This window comes from Bdellovibrio sp. HM001 (assembly GCF_055397275.1).
Window position 1 is genome coordinate 428278 of record NZ_AP029174.1, and the last position, 14744, is coordinate 443021.

Annotated in this window: 17 protein-coding genes; 13 read left to right on the forward strand and 4 right to left on the reverse strand. The window is 49.7% G+C overall.

From position 1 onward, the window contains the following. Positions 1-2 precede the first annotated feature (2 nt). Positions 3-686 carry a hypothetical protein gene (locus tag ACZ5ZZ_RS02110; protein WP_464133120.1) on the forward strand — a complete coding sequence of 228 codons (684 nt, stop codon included), beginning with the start codon at positions 3-5 and terminating at the stop codon, positions 684-686. Here the strand turns inward: ACZ5ZZ_RS02110 and ACZ5ZZ_RS02115 are convergent. Beyond that, positions 683-2494, reverse strand: a complete 1812-nt coding sequence (locus ACZ5ZZ_RS02115; protein WP_464141031.1) for a sulfatase-like hydrolase/transferase — start codon at positions 2492-2494, stop codon at positions 683-685. The genes ACZ5ZZ_RS02110 and ACZ5ZZ_RS02115 overlap by 4 nt on opposite strands. Positions 2495-2571: 77 nt before the next feature. On the opposite strand from ACZ5ZZ_RS02115, the gene ACZ5ZZ_RS02120 reads away from it, so the two are divergent. Then, positions 2572-3201 carry a MotA/TolQ/ExbB proton channel family protein gene (locus ACZ5ZZ_RS02120; protein ID WP_464119943.1) on the forward strand — a complete coding sequence of 210 codons (630 nt, stop codon included), beginning with the start codon at positions 2572-2574 and terminating at the stop codon, positions 3199-3201. Positions 3202-3203: 2 nt separating this feature from the next. After that, complete coding sequence (locus ACZ5ZZ_RS02125; protein WP_088566372.1) at positions 3204-3608, forward strand: ExbD/TolR family protein; 405 nt, start codon at positions 3204-3206, stop codon at positions 3606-3608. Positions 3609-3638: 30 nt separating this feature from the next. On the opposite strand, the gene ACZ5ZZ_RS02130 is transcribed toward ACZ5ZZ_RS02125, so the two are convergent. Then, on the reverse strand, positions 3639-4703 hold the full coding sequence (locus ACZ5ZZ_RS02130; protein WP_464133124.1) for an immunoglobulin domain-containing protein: 1065 nt from the start codon (positions 4701-4703) through the stop codon (positions 3639-3641). 137 nt (positions 4704-4840) lie between these two features. On the opposite strand from ACZ5ZZ_RS02130, the gene ACZ5ZZ_RS02135 reads away from it, so the two are divergent. The 6 genes from ACZ5ZZ_RS02135 (at position 4841) to ACZ5ZZ_RS02160 (ending at position 10587) form a co-directional block, all read left to right on the forward strand. Next, positions 4841-5344: a hypothetical protein gene (locus ACZ5ZZ_RS02135; RefSeq protein WP_464141032.1), complete on the forward strand. Its 504-nt coding sequence runs from the start codon at positions 4841-4843 to the stop codon at positions 5342-5344. 204 nt (positions 5345-5548) lie between these two features. Then, on the forward strand, positions 5549-6136 hold the full coding sequence (locus ACZ5ZZ_RS02140) for a diacylglycerol/polyprenol kinase family protein (RefSeq protein WP_464141034.1): 588 nt from the start codon (positions 5549-5551) through the stop codon (positions 6134-6136). A gap of 27 nt (positions 6137-6163) precedes the next feature. Next, positions 6164-7021 (forward strand): CDP-diacylglycerol--serine O-phosphatidyltransferase, encoded by an 858-nt coding sequence (gene pssA / locus ACZ5ZZ_RS02145; protein WP_464119947.1) that lies wholly within the window; start codon positions 6164-6166, stop codon positions 7019-7021. Further along, positions 7005-8012, forward strand: a complete 1008-nt coding sequence (locus ACZ5ZZ_RS02150) for an aspartate-semialdehyde dehydrogenase (RefSeq protein WP_464133131.1) — start codon at positions 7005-7007, stop codon at positions 8010-8012. The genes pssA and ACZ5ZZ_RS02150 overlap by 17 nt, the downstream gene beginning before the upstream one ends. 116 nt (positions 8013-8128) lie before the next feature. After that, positions 8129-9496 carry a CFI-box-CTERM domain-containing protein gene (locus ACZ5ZZ_RS02155; protein WP_464119949.1) on the forward strand — a complete coding sequence of 456 codons (1368 nt, stop codon included), beginning with the start codon at positions 8129-8131 and terminating at the stop codon, positions 9494-9496. Further along, a complete protein-coding gene (locus ACZ5ZZ_RS02160) occupies positions 9493-10587 on the forward strand; it encodes a hypothetical protein (protein WP_464119950.1) in 1095 nt (364 codons plus the stop codon). The genes ACZ5ZZ_RS02155 and ACZ5ZZ_RS02160 overlap by 4 nt, the downstream gene beginning before the upstream one ends. 32 nt (positions 10588-10619) lie before the next feature. Here ACZ5ZZ_RS02160 and ACZ5ZZ_RS02165 read toward each other — a convergent pair whose 3' ends face one another. Next, on the reverse strand, positions 10620-10877 hold the full coding sequence (locus ACZ5ZZ_RS02165) for a hypothetical protein (protein WP_464119958.1): 258 nt from the start codon (positions 10875-10877) through the stop codon (positions 10620-10622). Positions 10878-11164: 287 nt separating this feature from the next. On the opposite strand from ACZ5ZZ_RS02165, the gene ACZ5ZZ_RS02170 reads away from it, so the two are divergent. The 4 genes from ACZ5ZZ_RS02170 (at position 11165) to rpsI (ending at position 14040) form a co-directional block, all read left to right on the forward strand. Beyond that, a complete protein-coding gene (locus tag ACZ5ZZ_RS02170; protein WP_464119959.1) occupies positions 11165-12232 on the forward strand; it encodes a hypothetical protein in 1068 nt (355 codons plus the stop codon). 58 nt (positions 12233-12290) lie between these two features. Then, a complete protein-coding gene (truA, locus tag ACZ5ZZ_RS02175; RefSeq protein ID WP_464119960.1) occupies positions 12291-13079 on the forward strand; it encodes a tRNA pseudouridine(38-40) synthase TruA in 789 nt (262 codons plus the stop codon). 108 nt (positions 13080-13187) lie between these two features. After that, entirely contained in the window at positions 13188-13628 is a 441-nt protein-coding gene (rplM, locus tag ACZ5ZZ_RS02180) for a 50S ribosomal protein L13 (RefSeq protein WP_464119961.1), read from the forward strand. A 13-nt stretch (positions 13629-13641) separates the two neighbouring features. Further along, on the forward strand, positions 13642-14040 hold the full coding sequence (gene rpsI, locus ACZ5ZZ_RS02185) for a 30S ribosomal protein S9 (RefSeq protein WP_262553763.1): 399 nt from the start codon (positions 13642-13644) through the stop codon (positions 14038-14040). Between the two features lie 196 nt (positions 14041-14236). Here rpsI and ACZ5ZZ_RS02190 read toward each other — a convergent pair whose 3' ends face one another. Next, on the reverse strand, positions 14237-14626 hold the full coding sequence (locus ACZ5ZZ_RS02190) for a hypothetical protein (protein WP_464133133.1): 390 nt from the start codon (positions 14624-14626) through the stop codon (positions 14237-14239). Positions 14627-14744 lie beyond the last annotated feature (118 nt).

Consider the following 14744-nt stretch of genomic DNA (forward strand, 5'->3'; position numbering starts at 1 on the left):
TCGTGAAGATTCAAGAACGGTCCTATAGCACCAAGATGCTTCGCCCCAAGCCGCTGATTCATCGGGAAGATGACGGAAGTCTGATCGTCGTGGCGACGTCCTGGGGGCAGCCAGAGCACGCACAGCGTGCCCTGGAGGAAGTGGTGAAATATGTCAGTGCTGCCAAGGCTGACGTGGAAGTGACTTCGCCTTTTGAGTTTTTAACCTGCCTGACAGATGAAGTGAACTATGTGCGCACCGGTATTCTGATTGCCAATGATCTGCTGTATCGGGGTGAAAACCGCGCCGAATATTTTTCCGGTGTGGAACTGATGGCGATCTTTAGAAGAGGATCGCAGTTGGCTTGGGCCCATGTAGGGTGTCCGAGTTTATTCATTCAAAGAAAGAATCAACGATTGCAGCCGCTTTCTGTGGGGCTGGATCTGTCCAGCGAGTCGGCCTCCCAGCAACTGCCACCGCTTCCGGCCCAGCTTCTAGGTTTGGACCCAACCTGCTATATCCAGTGCGGGCACACCTCGGTGAAAGAAGGGGATCGTCTGGTTCTGCTGGCCAGCAGCCAAGTCGCGACGACCCTGTGGACTCGTGAAGGCAACTCTTTGGATCTGTCCTCAGTCACAACCGGTATGATTCAGGAAAGCCCTGAGTCGCCTTTCTGGTTGGGACTCATTGAAGTGGATGCGGATTAAAGATCTTCCAATGTCAGATTCTTATAAACCTGACTGCGCAGTTTGCTGAATTCCGGCAGGCTTAACGCCAGTTCCACCCTTGAAGGGGCGAACACATTATCCCGGGACGTATCCCAGATCAGGCCTGCGGCGATGTTGGTGCGCTGAATCTGCTGATCCAACATGTAGTTTTTAAATGTACGCTCAAAACGTTTTTTCTGAGTGTCACGAGAAAGTCCCCGCGCATCCGCACGAATCCAGTCAATCCATTCCAGGAATAAAGAGTCCCCGCAGTTTTTCAGGTTGTCGGTGTTGATTGTCTTGGCGGAAATCAAATCAAAACACGGGTCTGAAACCTTGGCGCTTTTGATGCCCAGATTCTTTTCCGCAATAAACTGCCAGGTGGGGACTTTATGTTTGGTGCCCAGTTGTTTCAAGGTTTCCCAGTCTTTTTGGTTCAGGGCGATCTGTGCGGTCCAGTTCAGCAGATCCAGGCTGCCGGGTTGAACTTGCAGGAGTCGTTTTAGATCCTTCAGCAGTTGGGCTTCCTGATCCAGTCGCATCCAGCGCGAAAAAGGCAGGCTCAGCTTGGTGGTCCATTCGGACGCGAGTGGAGGGAAGGCCGGGAACTGATTTCTGTAAAGCAGCGACTGCAGTCGTTGAGTCGTTGGTAGAATACTTTCCTGCAACATGGGAAGTGGATTGGTTTCAAAGCGATCCACCAGGGTGTTATACAAAAGAGGCTTTTCATCATTGATCAGCAGAACATGGTTGGAAATGGCAGCGGTTTTCAGTGGACCCGCCTTGCGCCACAGAGCCCAGCCTGATTCCAGCAGTAAAGGACGATCATCAGGCCAGTTGGCGTTCGGACTTTTCAGAACCTCCACCAGAGACTGCGCCGGGAAGGCCGGAGGGGCCTGATCCACGATGCTTTCTCCCAGAAGATGGAATAAGGTGCGCCCCACATCGACCAGGCTGACGTTCTGGTCAATTTTCCAATGAATGGCTTCGTCACGTTTTTGTTTCTGGGATGGTTTGATAAACAAGGCGACCTGAGTGTTTTCGCCATGCAGGTTCATGGTGCTGAGCTCTTTGGGGCGATCATTGCCTGTGTGACCGTTTAAGCCGACCAAGAAGATGGTGGTCTTGTCCCAGCGACCACTGTTTTTGAGGTCCTCAAAAAGTTCGTAGAGGCTTTCATCCAACTCATCCAATTGGCTTTCAAAACTGAGGTTGCGTGTTTCCCCCAGATCCGTGACGGTTTCAGTTGTGGTGAAAAGCAGATCCGGAACGTAGATCACACTGAAAAAAGCCATACCGGCCGCATCCTCATGGACCCATTGTCGAAAGGCATCGGCATTCTGCTTAAAGGGACGGATCAGGCTGCGGAAGGTCGGAACGATATTGTCTTCAAAAAGCTCGAAGCCCTGATTTAAACCTGTGCGACGGAAGACCGGGGCGCCACCGGAAAAAAAGCTGGTGCGATAGTCTTGATCCAAAGCCACTTCGGAGGCCAGTTCAAATTCGGCCGCCAGACCCGGACCGCCATTGTGACGAACCTTGTGCTGATAGGGGTAAAGTCCAGTCAGCAGTGAAGTCAGGGCGGGCACGGACAGGGGGGATGGTGAAAAGGCGTGGGTGAAGCGCACGGACTCTTTGCAAAGCAATTGAAAACCAGACCTCTCGGGGGCTTCTTGATTGCAATTGACGTCGCTGATGGTCAATTCATCGACGGCAATGACCAGAATGGATTTCCTGTCGTGTGTCTGGCAAGAAAGCTGGACCAAACTCAGAAGGAGCAGTGTGAGAGTTAAAATGATTTTCCGCATACCTTGACCGTATGTAATGGTTTTAGTGATAATGGATCAATTAGATTGCGCAGTCAAAGATTTGGAGGAAATCACCCATGCTCACGGAAAAAATATTTACAGTTGCCCACTTGGCGGATCAGGTCGTTTTGTGGATCTTGCTTGTTCTCAGCGTCCTGAGCATCGGCATGATTCTGGAGCGTTACTTTGCTCTGAAAAAAGTTTCCGCTGAGTCTCAACGTGTTCGCGCACGCATCAAGCTGGCGTTGCAAAGCAACAGCCTGGAAGATGTCGAAGATCTGGCAAAGGATCCAAACTCCATTGAAGGTCGTGCGGCTGGTTACGCTTTGAAACATATGAAGGATGCAGGAAGCAAAGGTCTTTCCGAGATCTTCAACACCTTCGCATTGACCGAACGCCCAGAACTGGAAAAGTTCCTGGGCTTCCTGGCAACAGTCGGTTCGAACGCTCCGTATATCGGTTTGTTTGGTACGGTTTTGGGTATCATGAAAGCTTTCAACGACTTGGCGACAGCTCCAGAAGCGGGTCAACAGACGGTGATGGCGGGTATCTCCATGGCCCTTGTGGCAACGGCAGCGGGTCTGTTCGTGGCGATCCCGGCGGTGGCGGCGTACAACTATTACAGCAAACAGGTTCGTGGTGTGTTCCAGAATCTGGAGAGCGTGAAAGAGTTGTGCCTTGCTTACGCTAAGAAAAAAGGTGTTTAAAAATGGCATTTAATAACAGCGACAATAATGAAGCCATAGCGGACATTAACGTCGTTCCGCTCGTGGACATCATTCTTGTGGTTCTGATCATCTTCATGGTGACAGCACCCATGTTTATGAAGCCCACGATCAACGTGAATCTGCCCAAGGCAGCCAGCGGTGATCAGACAGCTCCGAGCAAGCTGAATATTGCTTTGACTGCTGACGGACGCATCAATCTGAATGGATCTTTCGTGACGGAAGAGGACGTTCGCGCCAAAGCCACTGAAGAAGTGGGCAAGAACGCGGATGTTCAGGCCATCATCTCAGCGGACAAAGATGTACCGCACGGAAAAGTGGTCGGACTTCTGGATATCGTCAAAGGGTCCGGAGTTAAAAAGTTCGCCATCAGTATCGATAAAAAATAGAACTAAAAAAGGGCTCGTAAGAGCCCTTTTTTAGTTGTCCTGTCGCACCCATTTGCAGGTGTTAGAGATGAGCTTCAGTTTGTTGTTGCGACACTCAAATAAAACTTCTCCGGTGTATTTCCACATATAATTGTCAGCATAGCGGTCCCCATAATCATAGTCGTAGTTGGGGTTCACCGTGGGCGTATGAATTCGCGGAATGGTTGTTCGGCAGTTCATCCAGGTTTTATCCAGATACTTTAATGCCGGGACGTCATAGCTGCTCAGCTTACTGAAGCTTGGATAAGGGAACAGGGCATTGTAGCGATCGTAACTTTGATGCAGCAGGAACTTCCCGCGGGGGCCATCAAAATATTCAGTGAAGTAGTTATAGGCCTGATCATAAGTCGCATTGGTGTAGGTGAAATAGCGGCCGGCAGTGCAACCCACCGCAGGCTCCAGAATAGTGACGCGCGCCAAATTACTTTGGACTGATTGATTGCGGCTGTCTTTGATCACCACATAGTAAGTGCCTTCGTTGTGCCACGAATCGGCCGAACCTGAATAAAAGCTGTAGTGGCCCATGCCGTTGGTGATGGCCTTGCTGTTGTGATACCACTGAATTGTATAAGGAGAAGTTCCTCCACTGAAGGTCACTTCAAGCTGGAAGGAGCCTTTTTCCACGACACTCACGCTGGTGGGTTGATTGACGATCTTCAGAGGACCATCCCCGCCACCATTGGAACCGCTGGAAGAGTCACCGCCGCCAACACTCACGCCACCGCCGGAGGAGCCACCACCGGATCCACCGCCGATCGTCACCGCCCCGCCGGAAGGGCTGCCAGAGCCGGAAGTTCCACCGGTATTGGAGCCGCCCCCCATATTGATGCCGCCGCTGCTGCCGGGTCGGGAGCCCCAAATAGATGAATTGCTTGTGGATGAGCCTTTGGAGCCAGTCGAGGATGAGCCCTCGCTGTTTTGGTTTTCACAGTCCGCACCACCGCACAGAGAGTTCTGGGGCGCACAGTTCTGGAAACTCACAATGGTGAGTGACGCGACAACAATCGCAGAAAGAACTCGAAAGTTTCGAATTTTTCGCAGAATACGTCTGTTCATGGTCACCTTTCCCCTCAGTGCCTGGACTTTAATACGGAAGAATCGTGGAAAAACTAAAGCGAAAGTCCGGTTTTTTTGGTCATTTTTCTCAAAATGACACAGCTAAAGTCCTGCGTTGAACTTCCGATCAAGGAAGTATGTTGAAACGTCAGCCTTCGGACACACAATTTCTCATTGTGACATTTGTTTTGGTGCTCTTTTTGGGAGTGCCAACCTTCATGAATTTGACCGAAGAAGATGTTTTGATCCCAGAGGCCGTGGCGGCCGGGCAGGGCGCCGTGCTCGCACAGGGAAGAACTCCGGCCAGTGTGCCAACGGCGGGGCTAACAAACAAAGTGTCTTCAGCTCTCTCCCACCTTGCTCAGCTTGATCTGCGTTGTGCGAAGAAGGCGGCGAGTCCGTTGCGTGTTGAGGGCAGCTATGTCCAGTTCGAGGGCAAAAACTGTCTTCGGGATAAGACTCTTGAGATCGTCAATAAAAGTAATGGTTATACGGCCTCTGTATTCCTCAAAGGCACTGACAAATACCAAACCGACCTGATTCAATTGCAGAAGGGCGACAACGAAATTACGATTCGTTATCACGATGGCCCTGGAAAAGCCGTTGAAGAGGTTGTTCTGGTCCATTCGAACCAAATTTAACCTTGAAAATACAAGCACTTAATGCGACCAGCTAGAGTAAGATCAATTAAATTGATCTTGCCTCGCTCTGCCTTTAAGTTAGCCCCCGTCCCACGATCACCGTGTGGATAGTGAGTGGACTTATTGATGCTAATTGAAGGATTAACCCAACCTGTGGACTTAAAAAAACGCTCGGACATTCATTATGCTCGCAAAATTTGGCATATGTCCGGAGTCTTCGCGATGTTCCTGGGGTATGTTTATTTGCCGCCCGCGGCGTCCATGGCTATCCTTTTGATTTCGTGGGCTTTGTTTGTTCCGTTTGATTTCTTGCGTTTGAAATACCCGGCTCTGAATGACTGGGTGATGCACGCCTTCAAGCCAATCATGCGTCAAAGTGAAGTCAAGAAGCTGGCGGGAACTACTTTCCTTCTCAGTGGTGTTTTGATTGTGGATGTCTTGTTCCCAAGACCTATCGTCGCGTTGACTTTGCTATTCTTGGCTTTTGCCGATCCTATCGCGAGCTATTTTGGAATCTTGTACGGCAAAGATAAAATCTTTGGTCACAAGTCCATTCAAGGTTTCATGGCGGCATTCTTTGTCTGCGCCGCAGTGACTTTCATTTATTTAATCTACCACAACTATCTTATGGATCGTCTGATCGTCGTGAGTTTGTTCGCAGGTTTGGTTGGCGCTTTTGCCGAGCTGATTCCTGTGGCAAAGCTTGATGACAATTTGACTCTGCCTTTGATGAGTGCGGTGGGGTTGACCATCCTGTTTTATTTCTTTGGATTTTTTGCCACCGTAGGATAATGTCTGTCCTTATTAAAGGCGGATATTATGGCTACTGAAACTCACATCGATAAAATTGACTCTGAAGACGCTAAGGCTCAGCGCTTGGCGATGTACATTTATATCCTTCCAAACCTGATGACGACAGGGAATCTGTTCTCAGGTTTCTTTGCGGTGATTCAATCCATCAAAGGTAACTACCTTTTTGCTGCTTACGCGATCGTTGTGGCAGCCGTCTTTGACCAGTTGGATGGTCGTCTGGCTCGTTTGACTCGTTCCACAAGTAAGTTCGGTGCAGAATATGATTCTTTGTGTGATCTGGTCAGCTTCGGTATGGCGCCGGGTGTTTTGTTGTTCCTATGGGCTCTGCAACCGTTTGGCCGTTTGGGTTGGGTGGCGTGCTTCCTGTTTGTGGCTTGTGGCGCTCTTCGTTTGGCGCGTTTCAACGTTCAGGCCAACGTAGTTGAAAAGAACTACTTCCAGGGTCTGCCAATTCCAATGGCGGCAGGTATCGTGGCTTCTTCCGTTTTGGCGTTCCAGGATCTTGAGTTGGAGCCGCTGGGGAACTACGGTCTGTTGGTGATGACGATTTTGCTGGCGCTGGTGATGGTTAGCAACTTCCGATTCCGCAGCTTCAAAGATTTGGATCTGAAAGAGCGTTTGCCTTTCCGTTATTTGATTCTGGGTCTGGGTGTTCTTGTTGTTGTCGCACTTCGTCCTGAAGTGATGCTGTTTGTTCTCTTCATGGCTTATGCTGCTTTGGGTGCTGTTTTTGGTGTCTTCAAGCTCGGAAAGAATATCCGTAAGATCAAGCCAAGTGTGTACGCTCCAGCCTCTGTGCATGAGAGCGACCTAGTCCTCGAAGAAGAGGAAGAACAGGCAGTGAAAGATGAAAAGAAAACTTAAAGTTGGTGTTGTTGGTGCGACCGGTATGGTCGGCCAGACCTTCATGAACATTTTGGCAGAGCGTGACTTCCCTATTGCGGAACTGCGCCCGTTTGCCTCTGAAAATTCACTGGGTAAAAAGATTGAACTGCAGGGTCAGCAATGGCCGGTGCAGGTTCTTAAAGAAGGCTGTTTTGACGGTTTGGATTTGGTGTTCTTTTCTTCCGGGGATGAAATCTCTGCAGAGTGGGCGCCGAAAGCTGTTGCTGCCGGAGCCTTTGCCGTGGATAACTCGGCGGCGTTCCGCATGGATCCGAACACAGTTTTGATTGTTCCTGAAGTGAACGGTCATTTGGTGAACAAGGACTCAAAACCACAAATTATTGCCAATCCAAACTGCTCCACCATTCAATTGGTGGTGGCTTTAAAACCTTTGCAGGAAAAGTTCGGTTTGGAAGAGGTGCGTGTCAGCACTTATCAAGCAGTCAGCGGGGCTGGTCAGGGTGGCTATGATGAATTGATGGAGCAAACCTCCAATCATCAAAAAAGCCATGAACCGAAAACATTCCCTCATACTATTTTGTTCAACTGCATCCCTCAAATCGGGTCTTTCAACGACCAAGGCTATTGCAGTGAAGAAGTGAAGATCATGAAAGAGACCCGCAAAATTCTGGGTCAGAATGATCTGAAGGTTTCGGCTTTCACAGTTCGTATTCCTGCTTTGAATGCTCACAGTGAATCTGTGTGGGTGACGTTGAAAAAGTCTGTCGGTCGTGATGAAGTGACCGCAGCTTTGCAAGGTCAGGCAGGCATCGTGGTGCAGGATGAGCCCAAGAAAAGCATTTACCCGCTGGCTCGTGATGTTTCAGGCAAGGACCCGGTTTACGTAGGGCGTATTCACCGCGACGTTGATAATCCCAACATGTGGTTGATGTGGGTGGTGTCTGACAACATTCGCAAAGGGGCCGCTCTGAATGGAATTCAGATCGCCGAAAAGATCTTCTTTCAATAAGTAAAAATCGTGGAAAGGCCGTTTCAAAAACGGCCTTTCTAATTCATTCTGTGCGACCAAGGTCTGGGCAGGGTCCATTTTTTGACTTCCGGACCTTAGCATGGTTCGATTAAAGGATGAGACTCTTTCCATGGACGGGAATTCACAATTATAAGTCTTGGGCCCTATCCACGTTGGTGGGCGGTCTGCTTTTTTCAACTTCCAGTTTTGCAACCATCACCCTGGTGTCGGCCGAAGGGGCCTCGGCGACTGATTTTTCAGTGGCCGCAACGCCGAAGATTTTTGCGGGCTTTGCCGGCAGTTGTACCTCTACGGATGTCACCAAAACGTGTGACAGCTGCACAGGGGAAGACGTCAGCGGCAGCAAGTTGTGGCCTTGCAATAAACGCAATGCCTATCCCACCATGCGATTGACCATTCGGATCCGGTCCAGCAGCACCTCTGTGGCTGTGACAGATGCTGTTTTCAAGATCAACGACACAACTTTTACTCCGAACATCTCACCGACGTTGTCAGATGGCGTTCTGACGGCACAAGTAGAATGGTATGAACTGTGCCGGGCGATGGCGACTGATAATGACAGTTGCACCAAAAGCTTTTCCGGAGAGTTTGCTCTGGGTTTTAAGACCACAACGGATTCCACCACCACGAATGACCTTCTGACTTTTAAAGTATATGGACGCGCGATCGCCGCCGGGCAGGACTTGGTTTATCAGGACTGTCCGACCGATGATTCGCAGGTGACGCCGGGTTCGGGTTACTGTCACTTTTCAGTCTATCGTGGTGATGCGAAGATTTATGCCGATCAACTGGGTCGTGCCGATGGATATCCAGCGACGACAGCGGCGGGAATTGAGTACACCGGCCCGGTGTTCTTCTTCCGCGAACAGTTGCAGGGCGAAGACGACAACACCACCATCGCAAACATCACCAATGCGTCAGACTACATGCAGTTGATTTCTCCAGAGCAGGACAACCGCATTGATGGTCTTAAAAATGAAGTTCGCTACTGCATGGTGATGGCGAACCAGGATCAGACAGGAATTATTTCCTTCTTCACGCCACTGCCGGGAACCTCCGGGGGAGTGAATGCGACGGACTTGTGTGCGACACCTTCCCAGGTGGTCGGACTTTTGGATGACAAGCACTGTTTTATTGCCACGGCAGCTTTTGGCAGCGACATGGCTCCGGAAGTTCAAAGCTTCCGGGACTTCCGTAATAAGTATTTACTGAGCAATTCCGCAGGCACGAAGTTTGTGAAGTTCTATTACAAGCACAGTCCTTTCTATGCAGAATGGATTTCTCAAAATGAGTATGCCAAGACCGCGGCACGTGCGGTTTTGTGGCCGTTGTTGTTCTTTGCACGTTTAAGTGTGACCTTCGGATTGTGGACGACCTTACTGATTTTGACTTTGGCCGGGGCGTCTGCTTATGCGGTTTGTCGCCGCTGGTTTCAGGTGCGTAAAGCAAGAGGTGTAGTGTGAAATCATGGCATAAGCACTTCGTTGTTGTTTTGGCTGTGTTAGCTTTCCATTCGGCCCCAGCGCAGGAAGAGTCTGCGCCGCAGGAGCCTCCTTTTGTTCAGGAGGAAAGTGAATTTGAAGTTCCAGCGCCAGAGGACGACCTGTTCACAAACGAGGCGGAAGCTGTTGAAAGTGAAATTCAAAGCGCTTCACCAGAGAGCAAAAAAGAAACAGTAAATCTGAACGAACAAAGTCCCGGTGAATCAAAGGTTGAAGAAGATCTGTTGTTTGAAGAGCCAGCTGCGCCCGTCGTGGAAGAAAAACCACCGGTGCCTGAAGAACCCGCTTACGAAGTGGCTCCGGCGCGCAAGACACCGCAGGTGGAAGTGGTTCGCCGCTCAAAGAGTGGTGGGGTGGAATACATTCAGCATCCTCAGGCAGCCAAGGGTTTGATGACCATCACAAAAGACGGCGCCTATATTTATCGCGTGAAGCCGCCGTCGGCGTCGAAAGAATCCGGGACCTTCCGGGTGGGAATGATTGATCCTCCCAAAATCAAGTCCGCGGATGAGGTGACAGATTTTAGCTCCATGTATGGTGGCTCCTCTCAGCCGGTCTTTATGTTTGATTACGAATGGAAACCGTTTAACGGCTTTGGAAGCTTGGGCTTGCAGGTCGGTCTGGGCATCATGTACGCCACAGGTCAGGGGCGTTTCATTGTGGCAGATCCTCAGTTCCCGGATCAGCAAGCCAAAGAGGAATACACGTTTCTGGCAATTCCTTTGAATTTGGGTGTTATCTATCGTTTGGAGTGGGGTCACCGTCAGTGGGTGGCACCGTACATTTCAGGGGGGGGAACTTATATCGGCGTGGCTGAGATCCGCGATGACGGCAAGTCTCCATCCCTGGTGGGAACACCGGGTGTGTATGGTGCCGGGGGTTTGCTGTTTAATGTTTCGGCCATGAGCCGGGACACAGCCTTCACCCTGAGCTCAGAATACGGAATTAAAAATCTTTGGATTTCTTTGGAGTATCGTCAGTTGCAGACGTTCACGGAGGACGTGGACTTTTCTTCAGGGATCATTGCCGCCGGTGTGACGGTGGACTACTAAAAAAGGGGCCGTGGGCCCCTTTTTTTGTTTCATTACTTGTTCACACAAGTTGCTGTGTAGATGGTTCTTGCGTGGCGGTGAGTAACTGCCTGATAGCAAGTTTGACCGTAGGTGCTGCAGTTGGCGCGAATATAAACCTGGTTGTTAGAGTCGTAACCCATAACATTGTTTTGGTCACACCAGCTGATGAAATCTACATAAAAATCATCTGGACGGGACTGGTTAACCTGGGAAGTTTGAGCCATTGCGGAACCGGAAGCCAACAACAATACAGCGATCAAAGCTTTCATTTTATTCTCCTGAGTTAATAATGAAAATGAACGCCCAGAGAAGTACGCCTATCCGCGCGGGATTGCAATGCCCTGTGAAAATTGGACAGGGTGGATTGCGAGGCGGAAAGTGTCAGAACGCGACGGAGTGTCTGCCGATTCACGGCTTTTTGCCGACAGCGGCTTCAGGCCGTGACATTCCGACCGTTTGATCTTGAAAGAGTGGGACTTGAGCCGTCCCTGGCGGGTGCCGTCTCAAGATGAGACTGGTACAGTCGTTGCTTTTTGGAAGCACAAGGAGTGCTTCCATGAAACTCTTATATGCTTGTAAAACCGCGGCGCTGGCGTTGGTCTTAAGTCTTTCTGCTTCCCTGGCCTGGGGAGTGGATGATGAAGCCAACCTTCTGATCTTCGAACAAAAGAGTGCGGGTTCAGAACAGATTCGTTCCGAGGCCCAGGAGGTCGTGGTTCAGCTGGATCCTTCTGAAGTGGCGGAAACCGAAAAGTTTCATCGAGAGGACTTTATCAAGCGGGCGCGCCTGGCGATGAAGGCCGATATTCCCAAGGATGTTGTTTATGAATTTGAGGGTCCTCGTACTGAAGCGGAGCTGGAAAAGCTGCTGCAGTTGCCGGATGCCGAGATCGAAGTTTTTCTGGCGAAGAAGAAAGCGTTCCTTGGGAAGTTTGCCAGGGTTCTGAGATTCTTTAAGGTTTCCCCGGCGAAAGTGAACAAAGCTTTGAATGAATTAAACGCCCGTTTTTATGAAAGCTCCCACGTGGTGTCCAAGAGTAACGTCAAAGGTGGCACGGTGATGTTCTCGATTTCTGCGGGCTTGGCCTTGCCTCAAAAAGTGATGGAAGCCATGCGAGCTCGCAGTATCGGAAACTTTGTCCCGGCGTCCGGCGGGTTTTATTACATGCTGGGTTTGGGGGCAGGATTTTCTCGGCAGGTGGGTGCGGACGGCAAAGCTCGTTTTGTTTTCGAACTCTTCCTGGATGTGGAAAAACTGAAGAAAACTCTGACCGGAATTGCCGAGGTGTCGGCGGCGGGTACTTACGGACTGGTCTTCGAAAAACGTGAAGGTTCCATAAGAAGTCAAAAGAGCACGACCATGTATGGAGGTGCGACTGGGGTTTTCCGTCAGGGCTCTCAGCAGTTTGGCTGGGCGGCTTCCACCGGAATGTCTTTGCCTCCGGGGATCGGGATTCTGCTGGTTTATCAGGATGAAGCCACTCGCTATTATTTGTTCCGAACGGAAGGGCTTCGAGCTTCCTTCCCGGCGTTGGCGGGTTTCAAAGACAACATCGTATCAGCTCTGCGCAGTTTTGCCTTCAATCGCGGAAAAATCATCCGCTGCGACGGTGCTCTTTTGTAAGTGGGTACCTTTTACCCTCAGGGTTGCCGTGGGCAGGGGAACCTGATAGGTTCCGGCCATGACGACAAAAGTGCGCTTTACCGTTGCTTACGACGGAACAGGATTCTGCGGATGGCAGAAGCAAAAGCCGGAAGATCAGATTTCGGTGGCTCAGGTTATTGAAGAAGCCCTTTCCAAGGTCTTTAATGAAAAAATCACTCTATTTGCCTCGGGAAGAACGGATGCCGGAGTTCATGCTCTGAACCAGGTCTGCCACTTTTCTACGCATCGCAAGATCGACCCGGCCAAGAAATGGGATCTGTGCTGGGCTTTGAACTCGCACTTGCCTCCGTCCATCGTGGCCAAGAAGGCCTGGATTGCTCCAGAGGACTTTCATGCCACTTTGTCAGCCACCCATAAGACATATCGTTATCTTATAATGAATAAACCCCGCCCCAGTGCCCATCTGAACCGTTATGCCGATTGGGTGCGCCTGCCGATCGATATCGAACATTTGCAGGAAAGTTCTAAATATCTCTTGGGAAATCAAGACTTTAAGAGCTTTCAGTCCGTCGGAACACCGGTTCAGGACACCATTCGAGAGATCTATAAGGCCGACTGGGAATGGCGTAAACCCGGTGTCTTGCAGTTCACGATTACTGGCAGTGGGTTTTTGAAGCAGATGGTCCGCAATATTGTGGGGACCTCATTGCTTTTGGAGCGAAAAGGCTTAGCCCCCTCTAAAATGCAGGAGATCATTGCGGCTCAGGACCGCATGAAAGCAGGGCCTCCGGCGCCCGCTCAAGGCCTGTATTTGATGAAGGTTTATTATCCTCAGGACCTTGACAATAGGTGCCTAGAACTTTAAAACATCCCTTCCCGCAAAATAGTGTAAGAGCCCGTTGTAAACTCAAACATATTTTTGCCGAGCAGCAGACGGTAAAACTGACTGTTCAAAATGAAACTGGAGATTCTAATGAAGACTTTCAATGCTAAGGCAGATGAAGTTGAAAGAAAATGGTGGATTGTCGATGCCGCTGGCCAAAAAGTTGGTCGTGTAGCAACTCACGTAGCGACTATCCTTCGTGGTAAAAACAAAGCTATCTACACTCCGAACGTTGATACTGGCGATTTCGTGATCGTTATCAACACGGACAAGATGGAGCTTTCTGGAACTAAGTGGCAGGATAAGAAGTACTACTCTCACACTCGCTTCTTCGGTTCTATGAAAGAGATGACTGCAGCTCAGGCGAAAGAGAAAGATTCTACTTTCATCATGCACGAAGCTGTACGCGGTATGCTTCCAACAAACAAGCTATCCCGTCACGTTATCGCGAAAATGAAGACATACACTGGTGCTGAGCATCCTCATGCAGCTCAAAAGCCGGCTCTTTACACACTCCCTTCTAAGAAATAATCGGAGATAGACAATGGCAGCAGCAGATAAATTCTACTATGCAACTGGAAGAAGAAAAACAAGCTCCGCGCGCGTTTTCTTGAAGCCTGGTAAAGGTACAATCACAATCAATGGTAAAAAATCTGACGACTATTTGACTCGTATGCAGTCTCAAATGGTTATCGTTCAGCCTTTGGACCTGTTGAACCAACTTGGCAAGTTCGACGCTAAAATCACTGTTTCCGGTGGTGGTGAGTCTGGACAAGCTGGTGCTATCCGTTTGGGTATCACTCGTGCGTTGATCGCTTTCAATCCTGAATTCAAAGGGATCTTGAAGAAAGCTGGCTTCGTTACACGTGATCCTCGTATGGTTGAGCGTAAAAAATACGGTAAAGCTGGTGCACGCCGTAGATTCCAATACTCCAAGCGTTAATTCGCACGGACTCAAGATCTTCGGATTTTGGGAATGGAAGAAAAAAGGGAGCTTTCGAGCTCCCTTTTTTTTTGTCTTTTTTTTGATCGTCCTACATTTATTCCGTCATAAAATTTGTCTGAAATCGAATTCTGGGGACGTAACAGGATGATAAAAAAAAGGCGCCTGTAGCAGGCGCCTTTTGAAGTCCGGTAAATTACTTTGTGCAAGACAAAGGATAGATGTTGCCGTTCGCAGCCAAGAAGCCACCGAACGTACCATCGTTTTCAAGACCCAGACCCAAGAAACCAGTGTTTGTGATCACACCGTCTACTTGAGACGACTTGTCAGTCAAAGCCAACAGGTTCAAGAAACCATTTTGGATTTGTTGTGCCACGGTGCCTTTATCCATTTGAGAGAAGAAGACAGCCGTTTTTGCACGCTCAACCAAGTTCACAACCACGAAGTCAACGGACTGATCATCAGCCAATTCAACTGTCAAAGTGACAGCGTTGCTTTCGGAAGGAACAACACATTTCATGATTGTTGTATCTGCCATAGCAGAAGAACCCATAAGAACCAAAGCAGCCATAATAAGCTTTTTCATTATCAACCTCCTATAAGGTGAACGGGGGGAGGCTATTTCAGTGGACGAAGCCTTGCAATCCAAATGCATCGCACTATTGGAGGAGGACTTTTAGAATGACCCACACTTGGACGCACAT

Excerpts from the sequence above, each read along its gene's own strand:
- ACZ5ZZ_RS02150 (WP_464133131.1), top strand. The coding sequence starts at position 7,005 with ATGAAAAGAAAACTTAAAGTTGGTGTTGTTGGTGCGACCGGTATGGTC.
- ACZ5ZZ_RS02190 (WP_464133133.1), bottom strand. The coding sequence starts at position 14,626 with ATGAAAAAGCTTATTATGGCTGCTTTGGTTCTTATGGGTTCTTCTGCT.
- rplM (WP_464119961.1), top strand. The coding sequence starts at position 13,188 with ATGAAGACTTTCAATGCTAAGGCAGATGAAGTTGAAAGAAAATGGTGG.
- ACZ5ZZ_RS02130 (WP_464133124.1), bottom strand. The coding sequence starts at position 4,703 with ATGAACAGACGTATTCTGCGAAAAATTCGAAACTTTCGAGTTCTTTCT.
- ACZ5ZZ_RS02125 (WP_088566372.1), top strand. The coding sequence starts at position 3,204 with ATGGCATTTAATAACAGCGACAATAATGAAGCCATAGCGGACATTAAC.
- truA (WP_464119960.1), top strand. The coding sequence starts at position 12,291 with ATGACGACAAAAGTGCGCTTTACCGTTGCTTACGACGGAACAGGATTC.
- ACZ5ZZ_RS02170 (WP_464119959.1), top strand. The coding sequence starts at position 11,165 with ATGAAACTCTTATATGCTTGTAAAACCGCGGCGCTGGCGTTGGTCTTA.
- ACZ5ZZ_RS02120 (WP_464119943.1), top strand. The coding sequence starts at position 2,572 with ATGCTCACGGAAAAAATATTTACAGTTGCCCACTTGGCGGATCAGGTC.
- ACZ5ZZ_RS02140 (WP_464141034.1), top strand. The coding sequence starts at position 5,549 with ATGTCCGGAGTCTTCGCGATGTTCCTGGGGTATGTTTATTTGCCGCCC.
- ACZ5ZZ_RS02135 (WP_464141032.1), top strand. The coding sequence starts at position 4,841 with ATGTTGAAACGTCAGCCTTCGGACACACAATTTCTCATTGTGACATTT.
- ACZ5ZZ_RS02115 (WP_464141031.1), bottom strand. The coding sequence starts at position 2,494 with ATGCGGAAAATCATTTTAACTCTCACACTGCTCCTTCTGAGTTTGGTC.
- pssA (WP_464119947.1), top strand. The coding sequence starts at position 6,164 with ATGGCTACTGAAACTCACATCGATAAAATTGACTCTGAAGACGCTAAG.
- rpsI (WP_262553763.1), top strand. The coding sequence starts at position 13,642 with ATGGCAGCAGCAGATAAATTCTACTATGCAACTGGAAGAAGAAAAACA.
- ACZ5ZZ_RS02165 (WP_464119958.1), bottom strand. The coding sequence starts at position 10,877 with ATGAAAGCTTTGATCGCTGTATTGTTGTTGGCTTCCGGTTCCGCAATG.
- ACZ5ZZ_RS02155 (WP_464119949.1), top strand. The coding sequence starts at position 8,129 with ATGAGACTCTTTCCATGGACGGGAATTCACAATTATAAGTCTTGGGCC.